This is a genomic window from Paraburkholderia sejongensis (genome assembly GCF_020880815.1).
GTDB lineage: Bacteria > Pseudomonadota > Gammaproteobacteria > Burkholderiales > Burkholderiaceae > Paraburkholderia > Paraburkholderia sejongensis.
In genome coordinates this window covers 16,502-32,894 of sequence record NZ_JAJITD010000026.1, presented here as the reverse complement: position 1 = coordinate 32,894, position 16,393 = coordinate 16,502, and the positions used below count along the sequence as shown (strand labels likewise).

The 16,393-nt window shown below is 60.3% G+C and carries 15 protein-coding genes; 6 read left to right on the top strand and 9 right to left on the bottom strand.

Going from position 1 to position 16,393, the window contains the following annotated elements; translation table 11 throughout:
* Window positions 1–322 precede the first annotated feature (322 nt).
* The 6 genes from LJ656_RS32340 (at window position 323) to LJ656_RS32315 (ending at window position 5,310) form a co-directional block, all read left to right on the top strand.
* Window positions 323–1,660, top strand: coding sequence for a hypothetical protein (locus LJ656_RS32340; RefSeq protein WP_230513522.1), 1,338 nt, complete (start codon window positions 323–325; stop codon window positions 1,658–1,660).
* 66 nt (window positions 1,661–1,726) lie between these two features.
* Entirely contained in the window at window positions 1,727–2,911 is a 1,185-nt protein-coding gene (locus LJ656_RS32335; RefSeq protein WP_230513521.1) for a FlhC family transcriptional regulator, read from the top strand.
* Window positions 2,912–2,924: 13 nt separating this feature from the next.
* Window positions 2,925–3,095, top strand: a complete 171-nt coding sequence (locus LJ656_RS32330; RefSeq protein ID WP_230513520.1) for a hypothetical protein — start codon at window positions 2,925–2,927, stop codon at window positions 3,093–3,095.
* Window position 3,096: 1 nt separating this feature from the next.
* Window positions 3,097–3,618, top strand: a complete 522-nt coding sequence (locus LJ656_RS32325; protein ID WP_230513519.1) for a hypothetical protein — start codon at window positions 3,097–3,099, stop codon at window positions 3,616–3,618.
* 50 nt (window positions 3,619–3,668) lie between these two features.
* Complete coding sequence (locus tag LJ656_RS32320) at window positions 3,669–4,691, top strand: CAP domain-containing protein (protein WP_230513518.1); 1,023 nt, start codon at window positions 3,669–3,671, stop codon at window positions 4,689–4,691.
* Window positions 4,692–4,887: 196 nt separating this feature from the next.
* The gene (locus tag LJ656_RS32315) at window positions 4,888–5,310 is read left to right on the top strand and encodes a GFA family protein (protein ID WP_268998859.1); all 423 of its coding nucleotides are present in this window, start codon (window positions 4,888–4,890) and stop codon (window positions 5,308–5,310) included.
* 4 nt (window positions 5,311–5,314) lie between these two features.
* On the opposite strand, the gene LJ656_RS32310 is transcribed toward LJ656_RS32315, so the two are convergent.
* The 9 genes from LJ656_RS32310 to LJ656_RS32270 form a co-directional block, all read right to left on the bottom strand.
* Window positions 5,315–6,120 (bottom strand): IS5 family transposase gene (locus LJ656_RS32310; protein WP_230513517.1). Its coding sequence is split into 2 segments (ribosomal slippage): window positions 5,315–5,790 and window positions 5,790–6,120, totalling 807 coding nucleotides; the frame shifts between segments, so codons are not numbered across the junction.
* 738 nt (window positions 6,121–6,858) lie between these two features.
* Window positions 6,859–8,043, bottom strand: a complete 1,185-nt coding sequence (locus tag LJ656_RS32305; protein ID WP_230513516.1) for a hypothetical protein — start codon at window positions 8,041–8,043, stop codon at window positions 6,859–6,861.
* Between the two features lie 15 nt (window positions 8,044–8,058).
* Window positions 8,059–8,652, bottom strand: coding sequence for a hypothetical protein (locus tag LJ656_RS32300; RefSeq protein ID WP_230513515.1), 594 nt, complete (start codon window positions 8,650–8,652; stop codon window positions 8,059–8,061).
* A 62-nt stretch (window positions 8,653–8,714) separates the two neighbouring features.
* Window positions 8,715–9,833, bottom strand: coding sequence for a type II secretion system F family protein (locus LJ656_RS32295; protein ID WP_230513514.1), 1,119 nt, complete (start codon window positions 9,831–9,833; stop codon window positions 8,715–8,717).
* A gap of 14 nt (window positions 9,834–9,847) precedes the next feature.
* Complete coding sequence (locus tag LJ656_RS32290; RefSeq protein WP_230513513.1) at window positions 9,848–12,313, bottom strand: ATPase, T2SS/T4P/T4SS family; 2,466 nt, start codon at window positions 12,311–12,313, stop codon at window positions 9,848–9,850.
* A gap of 2 nt (window positions 12,314–12,315) precedes the next feature.
* Window positions 12,316–12,891: a hypothetical protein gene (locus tag LJ656_RS32285; protein WP_230513512.1), complete on the bottom strand. Its 576-nt coding sequence runs from the start codon at window positions 12,889–12,891 to the stop codon at window positions 12,316–12,318.
* Window positions 12,878–14,158, bottom strand: a complete 1,281-nt coding sequence (locus tag LJ656_RS32280) for a type IV pilus inner membrane component PilO (RefSeq protein WP_230513511.1) — start codon at window positions 14,156–14,158, stop codon at window positions 12,878–12,880. The genes LJ656_RS32285 and LJ656_RS32280 overlap by 14 nt, the downstream gene beginning before the upstream one ends.
* Window positions 14,159–14,166: 8 nt before the next feature.
* Complete coding sequence (locus LJ656_RS32275; RefSeq protein ID WP_230513510.1) at window positions 14,167–15,783, bottom strand: type II secretory pathway protein; 1,617 nt, start codon at window positions 15,781–15,783, stop codon at window positions 14,167–14,169.
* A gap of 7 nt (window positions 15,784–15,790) precedes the next feature.
* On the bottom strand, window positions 15,791–16,384 hold the full coding sequence (locus LJ656_RS32270) for a toxin co-regulated pilus biosynthesis Q family protein (RefSeq protein ID WP_230513575.1): 594 nt from the start codon (window positions 16,382–16,384) through the stop codon (window positions 15,791–15,793).
* Window positions 16,385–16,393: the final 9 nt, after the last annotated feature.

Sequence of the window (16,393 nt, the reverse complement as noted above, 5' to 3'; positions counted from 1 at the left end):
ATATGACTAAATGTTTCCGTAATGATACCGATAACTATTCTTAAGCGTTTGCCGGAAAGCCATGTATGGCCGGCTTTCCCCTCGAAAGACGGCATGAAAGCGCCGCCTTTCGCAGGTTGAAGGCGGTTTCGCCACGTTACTCTCTCTTACGAATCGCGCAGTGAGGTCTTCACATTAGTGTGGAAAACGACGACGAGTTCCCCGCTATCACCAATATGCGCAATGCATGACGGCGCGAAACCGCGCCTCAAACGAGGGCAAAAGCCCTTCACACGGCGACTACGAGGGTGGCCGTTCTAATAACTAACTTCTGGAGAGAAGAATGCAAAATGGCAAGACGTCCAGAACTGACCTCCGGCTTTCTGGCCGGGCTCCAGTTCCGGGGTTGATTTCGAAAACCACATACCAAGACAATGACGCGGCATCCGCCGCGGATTTGGTTTCGTTCGACCCGATGACCGAGTTTGTCTTTAGTGTGCAAGACCCCAACGCGGTGACGCGCGACAGGATCGCGGCCGCCGCACGGGAGATCTTTGGCACGGGGTCCGAAAGCAGCGATTTCATCGCCAAGCTCGTCGAGCATATGCTGTCGGTTGCAGAGTCACGCGCGAAGATAGTTCAGGAACTGATCATCCTCGGCGGGAACCTTCAGCAAATGGTGAACATGGCCATTACTCATCACACCGGCAAGGTCGGTGACACTCTTGCCGCGCGCAGGAAGGCTGCACAACTCTGCTTTGCATTCTTCAAGACGGTGCTGGGTATCACACAGCCCAGCGCTCGGGGCTACATCCGCTGCCATCAACGATTTGCGGACGATGCTGAGGCGATCCGGATCTTCAGCTATGGGGAGCTTAATCTGCTAGCCGCCCAGGACGTTACGGACGAGCAGATCGACATCATCAAGCTGAAGAAAAAGGAAGCAGAGGAGCTTAAGGACCCCAGCAAGAAGATGACACGGGATGACGTCGAAAAGCTGCTGCGAGAGCTACAGCTCAAGGACGAGCAGGTCGAAGACGCCGCCCGCGAACTCGAAAACATCCACGAAATACTTGAGGATCACAAGACGCAACTTGAGGTCACTGAGCGCGAGAGCCAACACCTCAGGGAGCAGCTTGCGACTTACGAGCGTCACCTTGCAGAAAAGGAGAGCAGCATCGCCAACCTGCGCACCGCCCTGACCGAGCGCACATCCGGCTACCCGGCGATGGAGCAGGAACTGGCTGCCAAGAACAGGAAGGTCGCTGAGCTTACCGAGCAAGTCAACGCGATTGCCAATGCTCCGGCAAAGGTAGAAAAGGTCGAAGTACCTGTCGAGGTCCTGCCTGCAGGCTACGCAACTGCGAAACAGGCAGTGATGGCCGCGTACGAGGAGCTCGAGGACGTAAAAGGAAAAACGCACGATCTTCTCAGCCAAAAAGCGGAGATCGAGGCGGAGATAAGTCGCCAGCAGGCCGAACTAAATGCCGGTAAGGCGGTGCAGACTTCTCTTGAGACACTGACCACCGCCTGGGAAGACGTCAGCGGCAAGATGAGTTCTTTTCAACTGGCGGTGCTGGCATCCGCGGATCCTACGCTGTATCACCCGGCGCTCGAAGCCCTGGCTGCGCAATTGCGCAAGTACGTCGCCGAAATTGAGGCTGCGTTGCAACGGCAATAGCCCGCGACGCGAGAGAGAGGCGCCTTAGACCAGACGCCGGATCAATGAAAGAAAAAGCAGAAAAAAATGTCTACTGAAAAAGCACTCAGCACCGAAGCACGCAACGTCTTGCTCACCCCGTGGTTGGCCGAAAAAATCCAACGCACTAACTTTTCGCTTACCGACTTCATGTTCCTCGCGCTCGCGGGGCACTCCGAGCTCGAAGGCATCTTTGGTGTCTCCCACGCGAACATGGACACCTTCCGGCAGCATTCCGCCGCGAAGGCTACGCTGATGAATCTCCCGTTCGTCGCGCTGGCGCCAGTTCTTGAAGATCCACGCGACTGGGAGACCTTCGTCGACGGCGCTATGGACTCGCATAAAGTCGCGCGGCTGACCAGCGAAATGCCGCGAGTGGATCAGATCACTAGCCGCGACATCTATCACTACAATCAGGCTTACGTCCAGTTGCTTAAGGACGTATTGCACATGAACGTCGCGGCGATCCCCCTGCTTGGCATCTCGAAGGAACTCGCCACGTATCTCAAGGCGCTGCCAATGGCGCGGCTCGATAACGCGATCGGCGCGATCAAATTCCCTTTGTTCCGGTGGCGCTTTCACGACTCGAATTTCTGGATGGAATTCAGCGCTGGTTGGCTTACGGAAGAGACCGTCGCCCACTATCTGATGAGCACCTCGCCGGTGCGCACTGCATCGCTGCCTTATCAGAACGCCTGGACGGATCTGCGGCTTGAACGCAGTGACAAGGAGGTTTTCGCACGAATGATGATGGCGCAAGGCTGCCGCGCGTCGACTGCAACAAACCTTTTCAACCTTAATCCGGGCAAGGCTCGCGCCACATATAAGCACATCCACGGCGTTAGCTCTCCCTGCGGATGCAACCCCACGTCGCTCACCTGGTATGTCGAACAATCGGTTCATCGGCTTCAGGCGACGACATACGTGTGGCTGTACCGTAGCGCGCTGGACAACGGCGGGAATATTCCCGAAGCGCTGATTGCAGCGAACGACATCATGGCCAAGACGTTCGGCAAGAGCCTGGTGATTACCGCTGATCGTGGAAACCACCTGACGCGGGCGATGGCGCTCGACTCTCGCCTCACGATGGCGGCCTGTCGCGGTTGCGGCACCGACTATGTCCTTTCCAACGGCGAGGGAAAGATCGAACTGGCGAAAGACTTTAGCTGCCCCGGATGCAACTACCTTCTCTCGCCAAAGAGCCAGGTCAGCAAGCGGAAGCAATCACATTAAGGGAGGTCGCGCCATGCATCACGATTTCGCGGTTCAGATGGGATTGGTGGTCTTTTCGCACGATGGCCGCATCCAGTTCGGTTGGCGCGACATTGAAACCGGCGAATTCCACGCCGAAGCCGACGGCCAATGCATCCCGGGTGTCATCGGCGCCGTCGAGTTCTGCGCAGACGTGATGCACTGACATGCAGGACTTCGCCTATCTCTTCGGCGACAGCGTCGCGGCCTGGCTCCGAGGCCGCGGCGATGCTCGCTTCCAGCACTACGAGCGGCATTACAGAGCGGAGCGTCAGGCGAAGCCCGAGACGTTCGACCTCGAAGTAGCCAACGAACAGTATGCGAAGCGGTGCGAGCGACGATCTGGCGGCCGGTTATTGCGCGTGCTGGACAGCAAGGCATTCAAGCATCTGGTGTTCTTCCTCATCATGGCGTGGGGAGGATCATTGCTGCTCACGACGGTCGGCAAACAGCAACCCGCTATCGCCGGCACGGTACTCGCCGCGCTTTTTATCGCAATCCGCATAAACCGACGAAGAAACCGCTCGGGGCGACCATGGCAAACGGTTGCAGCTACGCAACGGCATTCTCGGCGCAACTGCCTACCGCTCTTTACAATGCGTTCGCACGCAAAAGTTGCGGTAAGAATTCGCACACTCGAAGGTTTCGGCCGCCGCTGCCTTGACTTTGGATTGCGCTCGATAAGATGAAAGTATGCAGATCGCGGGGGCGACTGCACTAACGACTAGGGCCACAAAACATGACCATCAAAAGCACTTTCGCACTGACTTCGGCTGCGGTTGCAGCCAGTATCCTCGTCGCCGCCTGCGGTGGAGGCGGCGGTGGTGGCGGGGACACCAACTCCGCCGGCGCCGCGACCCCCGCGAGCGCCGCGACGCCGTCGAGCGCCCCGGCCGCGTCGACACCGACTAGCGCTAACACCTCGACGCCGCAGTACGCCGCTAACAGCGCGCAGCTCGCAGTATTCAATACGATCAACCAGCAGCGTCAGCAGTGCGGGTTGCCGGCTCTCGTTGAGAACACGCAACTGGATCAGGCCGCTCAGGCACACGCTGCGTACATGGGCCAGAACGGAGGCACGATCACAGATACCGAGGTAGCCAGCAATCCTGGATTTACCGGCGCCACGTATGCTGATCGCGCCACGCACGTCGGATTTCCCGGATCGCAGGTCTATATCGGAGGTGAAAGCGCAGGGTATTACACGAACGCCACGCTGACCGAAGCGGCGTACGGACAAGCGATTGCCTATGCATGGATGGGCGGCGTCTACCACATCGCTATCGCCTCCTGGCCGGTTACGGAAATCGGCCTGGGCTGGAATGAAACGACGGTCAACGGGTTCCCTGAAATCCAAGCGTCGAATTCGATTGCGAACATGCAGCCGCTGGCTGGCAATTTGCCACTGACGTTCCCGTGCCAGGGGACCACTGGCGTCGCGTATAAGACGATTGGCGAAACCCCAACGCCACCGAATACGTCGGGTGCGTACGGGGCTCCAGTATCCGTAGTAGGTAACGCGGCCGATACCATCGTTCTGACGTCGGGCACCTACACCGACTCGTCGGGTAACGTAATCAATCTGCAACTCTTGAATTCGTCGACCGATACGAACCACGAATTGCCGGCGTTCGAGGCTGTTGCCTACCCGGTCGCCCCTTTGAATGCGAATACCACCTATACCGTATCGCTCACCGGCACACGTAACGGTACGGCCTTCTCGCGGACCTTCGCATTCACAACCGGAAACGTTGTCGGGTGACACCTCCAAGCAGACAATGAAAAGCGCCCACTCGGGCGCTTTTTTTCTACCTGTGATCGTGGGGCTGTTCTTTCCGAGGAACAGGACGATGGATCCTAAGAGTCGCTAACAAAACCACCTCTCGAATTCACGAACGACGGTCGCTTAACGATAGCGCAGTACAATAAGTGCTTGTCATTCCGTTACTGAGATAACTATGTCACTTCGTCTTACGTGCCTATGCGGTAAGGTCTCTGTCGAACTGCATGGAAGACCAACCGCGCGTGCGAACTGCCACTGTTCGTCATGCAGGGGCTTTTACGGCACTTCCATATTTGCCGCAACGGCTTGGGAGGCTGATTCAGTCCGGATTGGAGGTGGCGTGGGACGAACATTCAAACATCCCGAAAAACAACTGACGAAGACATTCTGTGACGTTTGCGGAGAGGTTGTGTTCGGTACCAATCGACTGGAAATGCGTGTGGTCCCAAATGCTTTGGTCGCCCGCGCAACCGACGGGAAGCTTGACGCGGCCTTGGCTCCAACGATGCACCTGTTCTATCGGCAACGTGTAGTTGACGTGTCGGATGATTTGCCGAAGTACCTCGATGGCTGGGATGGTCCCACGTACACACCGTAACAAGTCATCGGAAGTAGCGCTCAAGATGCCGGGAACAAATGATGGAACAAGCCAGCATTAGCAATGCTGTATGAGTCTCGATACTTCGCTCGAACCGGATACGCAGCTTGCCGAAGCCGGCGAGCCACGCGTGGGTACGCTCGACGACCCAGCGATGACGACCGAGCCTTTCGCTACTCTCAACGCCGCGTCGGGCAATACGGGCCATGATTCCTCGCTCCGCTATCGCCTTCCTGCATCGCGGGTAATCGTAGCCCTTGTCGGCATGAACCTTGTCTGGACGCATACGTGGTCGGCCACGTTTGCCTGCAACCGGCGGAATGGCGTCTAGTACGACTTCCAGTTCCTTCGAGTCGTGCCGGTTAGCACCTGTCACGACCACTGCCAGAGGAATGCCCTGACGGTCTACCGCGATGTGTCGCTTGCTGCCGAGTTTGCCCCGGTCAGTTGGATTTGGGCCTGTCTGTTGGCCCCCCGGGGGCTGGCCACGCTCGCGCTGTCGATGCTCACGCGGCCCCAATCAATCGCGTCGTATCCGCGAAGGCGTGACAACATCATCGCATGCAACCGAACCCATACACCGCTGTCCTGCCATTCGCGCAAGCGACGCCAGCAGGTCATCCCGCTGCCGAAGCCCAACTCTTGCGGAAGGTCTTCCCATGGGATGCCTGTGAACAGCACGAACAGAATGCCATTCAATGCAGCACGGTCATCAACGCGTGGCCGCCCGCCTTTTGGCGAGGAGCGTCGTTGCGGCAGCAACGATTCGAGCGTTTCCCACAATGATTCACTAATTCGGCTTCTTGTCATCCGCCTTCAAACGTATACCCCACGATTTCGGATGACATGGTTTTGTTAGCCACTCTAATGCAATACACAGGGGGTCTGTCCGCTCGGACCGACCCCGACAGCTCCGACTACATCCACCTGCCCGGACGAATTGACCAAACAATTCATCATGTATACGTTGCTCGGTCCGCAGCTGTAATTAACCAGTGGTCCGGTTGCATACGTGTGGTACACCGTGTCGCCAGAGTGGCCAAATACAGCAGTGGCAGGGACCAGTCCTCCATTTCCTTGAACCCAGCTGGTGCCAGCAGGAACCGAAAACCCGCTTGCGGGAATGATGTTGCCGTTCACGTCGTCGAGCAAGATGTTGCCCGCCGATACACTGGCGGTGCACATTTGGTTTGGATCTTTCTGCGGCGGAGTCTGAGGGATGCAAGTCAGATTGACCCACTTCGATCCATCCCAATCCGGGCCAGCCTGGTTATATCCGTCAGGGCAGCGCGGAGGCACCTGATAATTACACTGCGGCGAAGAGAAATGAGACCCCTGCCACGTGGCAGCCGCGCCTGTTGTCCATCCTGCCTGAGTCGAACAGGTAGGCGGAGTCTGGTAGCCCGTGTTGAGTCTCCCGTTGCAAGTCGCATCCCAGTACCCCGGTGAGCATACGACTGGGCCGGCGGTCGCAATCTGTGCGACCAGCACCGAGCACAGGACCGTGCCAAGAAGTAGCGTTGTGTGATTCTGTTTCATAGCTATTCGCTAGTAAGAGCAGTAGGTGCCGGCACTCGCCATTGCGAAAATACCGGCGCCTGACCCGTCCGTGATTCTGATGTACCAGTAATTCCCGTAGTCGGTGGCGTTGTAGTTCACGGTGGCAGACTCGTTGACGTACCAGTACTGAGGTGTCAGCTCAATAATGGCTGTTCCGCCTGCGGGACAGGCCGGCTTTGCGAGGTTCCAGCCGTCATAAACTGGGGAGTAACCCATCCGCAGCAGATTCCCGCCGGTCGGCAGCCAGAGCCCGTTCTGACACGTGAATTGCAGCCCCGAGCCATCGTATGCGCTCGCCGTCGCACCGTTCGTGTACGGTGAACAGGAAGCGCGTGGCACTGCGATATTTCCGGCCTGTAGCGTCGACGTCGAGGTGACGGAGTTGCCTTTTATGGCCCCCGTGGCGGTCATGGTTGCAGCCGTCACCGCGCCGGTCGCCGCCACGCTCTCGGCGGTCACCGCTCCGCTCGCTTCGAGGGTCTGCGTCTTGATGTCGTTGACGTTCTTGAGGCTGACATTGTTGACGTCCTGGTCGCCGGTCCAGGTCAGGCTCCCATCGCGCCGGATATAGACAGAATTGCCGTCTGTGGCCGGACCGTTGGTCCCCATGATCGACGCGGCTTTTGATCCCAACGGGTTAGTCGCCGTGAACGATCCGTTGATGCCAACGATCTGCGCGGGATTCTGCGCGTTCGAATAGCCGAACTGGCTTGTGCCGGCGAGCCTGGAAGCCGCCTGCGCTATTTGGGCCGCGCCTGCAACGTCCGCCTGACCGCCCTTGAGCAGCTGCGCGGTTGGGTACATCGTGAAGGCGACGTGACAGTTCCCGGCGCTTTGCGTGCAACCGGACGGCACCATCGTCATTGTGGTCGCGTACGAGCCGCCCCAATAAGGACCGTTCTTATGCGCCTGTTTGAGGTTGCCCGCCGTCGCCAGTTGCGCGATCGTCGGAGGGGTGATCGTCGGATTGTTTCCCGACGCGGTGTATTGCGTCAGGATCGCGGCGAAGTTGTCCGTGATCCACCCCTGGAAAGCCGTCACGAGCGTGGCCTCGTTCTGCCCTTCCAGCGCCAGCATCGTCGCGCGCTTATGCTCAATATCGAGCTTGATGCCCTGCACCGTCAGGATCGCCGATCCCAGCAGCACAAACATCATTTCAAGCAGGCTACCCATGTTGCGCCCGTCCCGTTAGGTGCGCGAGGTGTATAGCTGGAGTGTCGCGTAAGCGCCCGCCGACGCACACGCAGTACCGGCGGTGCTACTGTTGAAGGTCGTCGTCGGACCAGCGAGCGTCGTGCTATTCGCGCCGACCTGCGAGAACGTGTTGGTCAATGCGGCGATGCTCATGGCGCACACCGCGGCGGGGACCTGGTAGCTGAGAATCAACGAGTCGTTGGCGGTGCTCAGCGTGCCCACGCTCACCAACACGGGCTGATTGAAGATGCCCTTGAGCGACGAGTTGTCGCTCGCGAGCCGGGACCCAGCGGAATCGAACGCGCGGTTTTTCGCGAGCGTAGTCAACGTCTCGGAAGAGAAGTCCGCGTCATTTTGCGTTGCGTTGAGAATGCCCGTATGGAACATCTGCGCTTCGCTCGTGAATTGCTGCGACTTGATGAGCGTGTAGACGTACGCACTGCCTTTGATCACCGCGATCGCCAGCAGCGCGGCGCCAGCCATGTATGCGCCGGCCTCGATCAGCGAAAGCTCACCGGACTGCTTCTTGCGCCGTGCCATCCGGAGCAGATTCAAACGGCGAACGGACGAGATTTTTTGTTGTTGCATGTGGTTCTCCCGAAGGTCATGCCCTCTCGAGGGCAACTAGATGAAAGATGCGTTGAACGAGACTACTGGGCGCCGGCGACAGGGATTCCGCCCGTCATGTTCACGGCACCTGTCACGACGTACGAGCCGACGCCGATCGTCAGAAAAAGCGCAACGGCGAAAGCGAGCAGCACGTAATGGGTCAGCCTTGCGTTGCGTTTGACGGCTTCCACGACGCGCGCCAGCGATTCGCGACCGAGCGACTTGATCGCCGCTTCGAACTGGTCGCGGCCCGCCGCATCGGTGATCGTGTCGACGATCATTTCCGAGAAGATGCCCGTGTCAAGGGCGCGCATGGGCTGATCGGGGCGCTGCGTCAGACGCCTGCTCATTGTCATCAGGTGCCAGCGCAGCCACGGATCTGCGGTATGCGCCACACGATTGATGGCCGCCCGCAGCGTGAGGTTCGAGTCGAAAAGACCCGCGAGCGAAACGATCAGCAACGCTGCGCGCATGTCACGGCGGTTGCGCCACATGAGCGGGAAGTTATCGAACCGGGCTCGGACACGTCCGACCCAGCGTTTGAGGCTATAGAAATACGCAGCGATCGCTCCCAGGATCAGCGACGCCGACACCCACCAGTATTCGTACGCGGACGTGTCGATGTGGTACAGCAGCCTGCCCGCGTCCGGCCACTGCTCGAGCGGCCGGATCTCGACCACCTGCGGATAGATCATCCCGCCGAACATCATGCAGAAGCCGTACAGATAGACGAGCAGAAAGGTCGGATAGGCCACCTGCATCGCCGTCTGCGATGACAGTGTGCGCTTGGCGAAAGCGGCCATTTCGGCAAGCTCGAATCCGCGGACGACCGCGTCTTTCTGCGTGGACTCGTCAGCAATATCGAAAAGCGTGTATTCGTCGCCCGGAATGAACGGCTTGATCGCAGCCGAAAACGAATCGCCCTTGACCAGACGCTCGCGAACCTTCGCAAACACTTTCCATTCAATACGACCGCGCTTGCGATTGCGGCTCTCGTATGTCTCGAGCCGCTCGCGCAGCGTTTCCACGTCACGCAGCCCTTTCTTCTCGATGTCGAGGCGCGTTTCCTTGTAGAACGTCTCGCGCACGCCCTGGAAGCGCCAGCGTGCGATTCGCATCTGCGTCACTTCAGGCAGCAGAGCAACCAACGAACTGAACATGACTCATCAACCTCTTAGAGTTTTCCGTCGGCGCCGGGGAATACCCGGTACTGCGCGAACGACTGCATGGAACGGTTCATGAATTGTGGGTCTATTTCGCCGCGCGAAGCCTTGAAAAGAGCGTGTTCATATACCGTCTTTCCAGTCATGTCCTCGTTGTCGAACGTGGTTTTCCTTTCACCACGCCAGACCTGACGTGCGCCGGCCCAATCGCGGGCCGCTATCCGTTCGCGAAACTCCTCGGTCGGCCGGTACAGTTCGGCAGCGAGCGTGGGCCGCTTCGTGCCGCCCGCGACCTTGCCATCACGCGAGAACAGACCATCGAGGCGGCAGTGCTGGCAACCTGCATGATTGCGACATGCCATGCGCGACGTGTCGAGTCCGAACTTCGTGCGCAGCAGAGCGAGGTCGGATTGCTGCATCACGTCTTCGGCCGGCAGCTTGCAGTGCGGACAGAGTGTCGGAATCAGCTTCTGGTTGCCTACTGCATTCACAAACCCTTCGGCAGCGAGCTCATCGATCGGCAGCATGAGACGGCCGCCCGCCATCCGCATGAAGGCAGAAATGATGTCGCCTGCGTGCAGCGAAAAACGCACCGGGTGCCCGGTCAGCCCAAGCTCCGCCACGAGTCCCATGACCACGCGGTCCCGCACTTCCGAGATCGTCACATCGTCCGGGTCCATCCGCATCAGCGTGCGCACCACTTCCGCGTATTTGCGATTGGCCTCGTCGTCGGATTCATCCGGTCGGCGGATGATCGAGATTTCAGACAGCCACGGCAATGGATATTCGGACGGCTCGCTGACGGCAAACTGCTTCTTCAGTTCGCGATCGGGCAGCATGTACGACAGCGCGCGGAGCAGCGTCGTCTTGCCCGATCCAGTCTCGCCGGTCAGAACAGTGATGCCCCCGCTCACATAATTGAGCGCGTCGATCAGCGCGAGCTGGCTCGGAGCGAGGCCCATCTGGTGCGGCATCAGGACCGAGTAATTCTTGAAATTGCCGTCGAGAAGACGAAGCGCAACGTCATAGCCGCCGACGGTCGGTGCGGACTGCCAGCGCAGGTTGATGGTGTCGCGTCCCACGACCAGCGGGATCATGGCGGACTGCGGCGCGCTCGGCTGGAACGAATTGCCCGAGTTGGTGTTCTTCTGCACCAGATCCGAATATGCGGCAGACAGCGCGCGCCGCACGATGTTCTTCGGCAGACGGCGATAGGTGTACTTATCGCCGTTGACGCGGAAACGCACTTCCACCTCACCGCGAAAATCTCGTGGCTCGATCGCGATGTCGCTCGCACCGTAGGAGTGCGCGGCTTCAATGATGTCACGGAAGTTGCCGATAGCGCGCGACGCTTCGCGCTCGACGTTGCCAGTTACCTCGCGCTTCTTTCCTTCGTAGATGGCCGCGATCACTTCCTCGGTCGCGATCATCTCTTCCTGCACGAGCAGGTCGCGTGCGGCAAGATCCTTCACGAACGTGGTGAACTGGGCCCGTTCGCTAAAACGCGCGGTCGCGGCGACGATCGCGATGCCAGGCTGGATTTCGACCGCGACGAATTCCTTGCGCGCAGCAGCCGACAGTCTGAGGGTGGCGTCGCTGTCGGTGCCTGTGACGATCCGCTTGAAATCGGGCAGTGCGTCGGCCGATGCCAGCACCGGTCTGCCGTTTTGCTCGCCGGTCGGCTCATCACCGTCATCTTCCTCGACCTCGGCGGCAGTCGCGGCCGCCACCGCAGCGCGCGGAACGGCTTGCACCGGCTCGGGCGAGTCGGCCCGTGCCACCAGCGATAGATCAGCAGGGTCGGGCGTCGTCGCTTCAGTATCCTGCCGATACTGGGGTTGCGGTTCCGGCTGCTGCGGCTGCGCTTGCGCAGCAGTCCGCGGCTCGGAAGCGAAAGCTTGTGCTGCGGGAGCCGAAACTTGCTCAGCAGTGCCTTGTTGCGCAGCGATCAGCGCATCGAGCTCGCGCAACGCCTTTTCACCTTCAGCGTACGCATCGCCTAGCGTGCTGGCCATGTCAGCGCCAGCAGCGCTTGCAGACGAGTCCTGCTCGAGAGGAGCCGGTCTGGCGCAATCCGCAGCCGCCTCTGACGTGGTGACGGGCAATGTCGGCTGTGTCGACACGCTGGGCGCCGGCGCATCCGCGACCGCCTGGCGGCTGGCCGGTACCGCGTGTCCGGCGTCGAGCTCGGTGAAAGACTCCACGTCCTCGATATCGTCGCCGGAGAGTTTTCGCCCGAGAAATGACACCGTCGGGTTGATAGCGCGCATCGGCTCCCTGAAGGTCGGTTCCTGACCGGGCTGACCCGTCGCCTTCCCCGCCGCCTTCCCTGCCGCCTTCCCTGCCGCCTTCCCTGCCGCCTTCGCTGCGGCCTGCCCCGGTTCGACGAACGCGTTTGGCCTGACACCACGGAACCTTTTCAGGAAACCACGGCTGGATTGGACGTCATCCGATTCAACACCCGAAAAGATGCTCATGATCAGTGTGCTCCCGGAAAGATGCCGACGTTGGTGGCGACCGGGAGAGGCCCGCCGAGATCGGTGATTGCCTGAATGGCCGGGTTGTCGCCCACAGACGCAGCGCCCCCTGGGACCGAGATGACGTCTGACCAGTTGCGTTTGCCTTCGGCGACGGTGACCCGATATCCATCGACATGCGTCACTGTCCAGCCGTTCAAGAGCTTCTCTCCGCGACTTGCCGTGTAGACACCGCCCTGATACTCGTAGAGCACATGCGCGCCCGACGCATCGCTATAGGCGCCAACGAAAGACACCGGTACAACGCGCTTCGCCGGCGCGTCAGCGCGCTTCGGTTTGGCGACGACTGTTGGACTCGCGGCAGCGGGCGGCGCACCCATGATTGGTGCGCTCAGTGCGACCCCGCCCGCCGACGGCTGTACGCCATCCGATTTGCGCATCGAGTTGACCAGGTTCTGTCGCGCCAGAGTGTCGATGTCATCGAGCGTCAGCTGCTTTTCATCGGCGTGTGCGAGCCCAACGGCGCAGAACACGAAAAGCGATGCCGCCGCGAAGCGGCCAAGCTTATTGGAAAACATAGTATTTACCCTTCGCGGTGAAATGAACGCCACTGCCGTCTTCCTTGAGCTCAATATCCATCGAATCGAGCGCCATGTTCTCCGGCAGCTTCTGAAGCAGGCGGCTCTGCCACATGTAACCCGCGATGGTCCAGTCTCCCGCCTGCAGGAGCTGGCCGCTTATCTCGCCAGGATTGGGCTGACGGGCGAGCAGACGTTGCGGCGGCCGTAGAGTGACGACATAGCCATGACTCATCAACTGGTCGGGCTTCGTCGACAGCCGTTGAGGATCGGTCTGAAGCAGCTTGATCAGCGCCTGCGCGGTTGGCCACTGCTTTTGCCCGGTGAGCGCGAGCTTCTGCACACGCGGAACCGCGGGGCCTTTGACCTGCAACTGCAAACCGTTCGGATCAAACACGACCGGACGCATTTCGGCCGGCGCGCGCGCGTCGAATTCCTTGTAAGTGCCGCCCTCACGCTTGAACGTGATCGAGCAGAAGCCCGTGGCGCCGCACGAGGCTTTCTGAAACTGCCAGCCGGCGACGTTCGTTTCCTGCCTTGCAAAGGTGTCGATGAGCGCCGGTGCAAGGGCCGAAGCGAGCGGGACCGCGCCGTTGAAGGTCCGCGCCACAGCGGCCTGATAGTCCTGCATGTAGGTCGGCGGGGGCGCGGGCGGCGGCGGGGGCGGATTGATGTAGGTCAGCGCCTCGCTGCCCACATACACCAGTGCGACCGCGATGACGGCCAGTGGAATGATCTTCGGCACCTTGACCGGCAGCTTTCTGATCAGTCCAGTGCTCTTGCCTCGCAGCAGCTCCGCGGGCGTGAACGGTTCGTCCAGGTCCGTCAGGTCCGCGCCATGGCCGATTGTGACGAGACGCACCCGGTCTTTCGCGCACTCATCCTCGAGCGCGTCACGACGGTCCCCAAGCGCGTTCAGCGCGACGGTCTGGTCGACGCGCACCGCGCCGCGAACGACGAGGATGATGTGCACCCGCTGGCCGTCCTGTACCAGGACCAGGACGGCGGGCTTCGACCGTACACGATCAAGACCTGCCACGCGCGCGGCAGCCGAATACAGCTTCAGGCCCTTCCATTCGGCAGGTTCGGGCGCGCAGAAGCCCGCGACCGTCTCTTCCTTGCCCTTGATTTCGACGTAGTGCGTCGCGTCGAGCTCGTCGGCATAACGCCGGCGCTCGCCCGATGCGCCCTTGGTTGCATAGGCCCGCCAGTCAAGCCCGAAGACGAGCCGCGCCTTTTTCTCGTTGGGAATGGTCTCGAAATGCATCGCGCCGCTCACATCGACGGCACGACGGTCGCGGTCAGCATGATCACCTGGAACGTCTTCGCCTTATTCCATGCGCCACTCGCGCCGAGGATGCCGTTGTTGCTGGAACCGTCGTAGTTGTTGGTGGTTGCGCCATACATGACGACCGTCTGGCCGTCGGCGAGTGCGATCGTCTGATCGTTCTTGCTGCCGACAATGTCCGGCAACTGGATCTGCTGGGACGACTCGCCCGAGCCGGTGCCGATTGTCGTGAAGGGACCGTTCAGCTTCGAGTTGTCGCTCCAGTAGGACAGGATGATCTGGTTGTGATCGTTCACCGACGGCAGGATGTTCACGAAGTCACCGACCGTCACCGAACCCGGCGTCAGGCCGGGCACTCCGCCCGTCGTCCCACTGATCGAGCCGACCGATGGCGTCGTCGCGGCAAGATAGCCCTTCGTCTCGAATGAGCCGATCGACACGGGCAGACCATTGAGCGTCATCTTCGTCTGTGTGTTGTCCGAGATCGTCTTGCCATAGGTGTTCACCGCACTGATGACGGCGTTCGTGCCCGTCAGCGGCGCGTTGGGCTTCAGGATCGATAGACCGACCTGGCCAGCCGAGGTCGCGAGTGACGTCGGCGACGTCACGCTGATCGAGTACTTCAACAAGCCGTCAGAGATGCGGTTGAAGATGATGTCTGCACTCACGCCAGCCTGTGATCCGTCGTTGAGAGCAACCTGCAACGTGCGCACGCGGATCGATACCTGGCGCGTGAAAACGGCGTTCTCGTGCTTGAGCACGTCGTTCATCCGGTCCACCGCTTCCTTCGTATCGCGCACGGTGACAAGCCGGGTCTGCGGATTGACGGTGATCTTGCCCAGCGGTGTCTTCAGGCTCTCGAGTTCCTTGGTGATCGATGCGATCTGGTCGAACGTGCCGTCCCGTCCGGTCGAGGTGACTGCGGAGAATGCGCCGGTACTCGCGTTGGTGGTACCGGTGCCATTCGACTGCGCCCCGGTCGAGGTGTCGGTACCCTTCGAAATCGTCGACTTGATGCTTACGGCGCCCGGGATGGCCGCAATCTGGAAAGTGCGGGTGACGAAGCGCGAGATATTGATCGTCGCTCCATCGAAGCTCCATGCAAGACCGAGGTCTTCTGTCACGCTGTGCAGGTACTGGCCGATACGCGCGTTTCCGGGCTGCCGGTAGACGGGCTCAACGTTGCCGCTTGCTGGCGCAAACTGGCTCCTCGCCTGCCCACCCGGCGCGCCCGACGTCGTTTCGATAAGCGAGTCTCGTGAAATGAACACGTCGGGGCTCAGGTGAACGGGATAGCCAGACGCATCCGACACCAGTGTTGCGATTTTCGTAATCGGAAGGTTTGCCGGTAGCGTGATGGTTTTCTCGCGGAACACAGCCGGCAGCGTGGCCTCATACGCGACGGGCACCAGACGGTCACCGAGGAACGCAGTCGGCACATGCTCAACGAGCGGCATGGCGTCGCCTGTGTTTGCCATCGCATGCGTCGCGTCATGCGTCGCCGAGTCATAGGCGCCATTGATGTCGGACTGCGATATCGCGCAGCCGGTCAGGGCCGTCGCGACCACGAGGGAAACAGCAGCCTGGAAATGGTTGAGACGCATGGTTGAATTAATCCTGGCAGTTGGCCGCGCGGGCGACCACGCGAATGACATTGTTGGTGTGCACACAGACCCGCGTCGGGGTGCGCATGTGGTTTGTCGCACGCATGAGCTGCGTCAGCACCGAATCGAAGTCGCCGCTGAACGTCGCGTTGAATTCGAGCGGCAGGTCGTCGTCGATCTTCCAGGCAAGTTGCCATCCTTGCTGCTGCAGCCAGCGGTCAAGTGCGTTGCGCAGATTGATGTCCTGCGGGGTAATCGCGAGCGTCAGCGTATGGGGACCCGCTGGTGCGCTCGCGCCCGGCAGAACGACTGGCGTAACGTCGGTCGACGCAACTGCCGGCGTCGCTGCCGGTGTCGCTGCTGGCGTGCGGGCAAGAGAGGTCGATGACGCGGATGGACTCGGTGCCACCATTGCGAGTGAAGCGACGGGCGCTGCCGCCGGCGCGGCGCTCGCGGCTGCGCCAAGCATCTGCCAGCCTTCGCCTTCGGGCGGTGACAGATGCGACTGTGAGAACGAAGCGTTCGCGAAACCCGTCAGCGTTAGAAAGGCGAAGATCTGCGCGATGCGCGACGCGCGACGACGGGTGGGCATAATGATCATTGGCTTCAT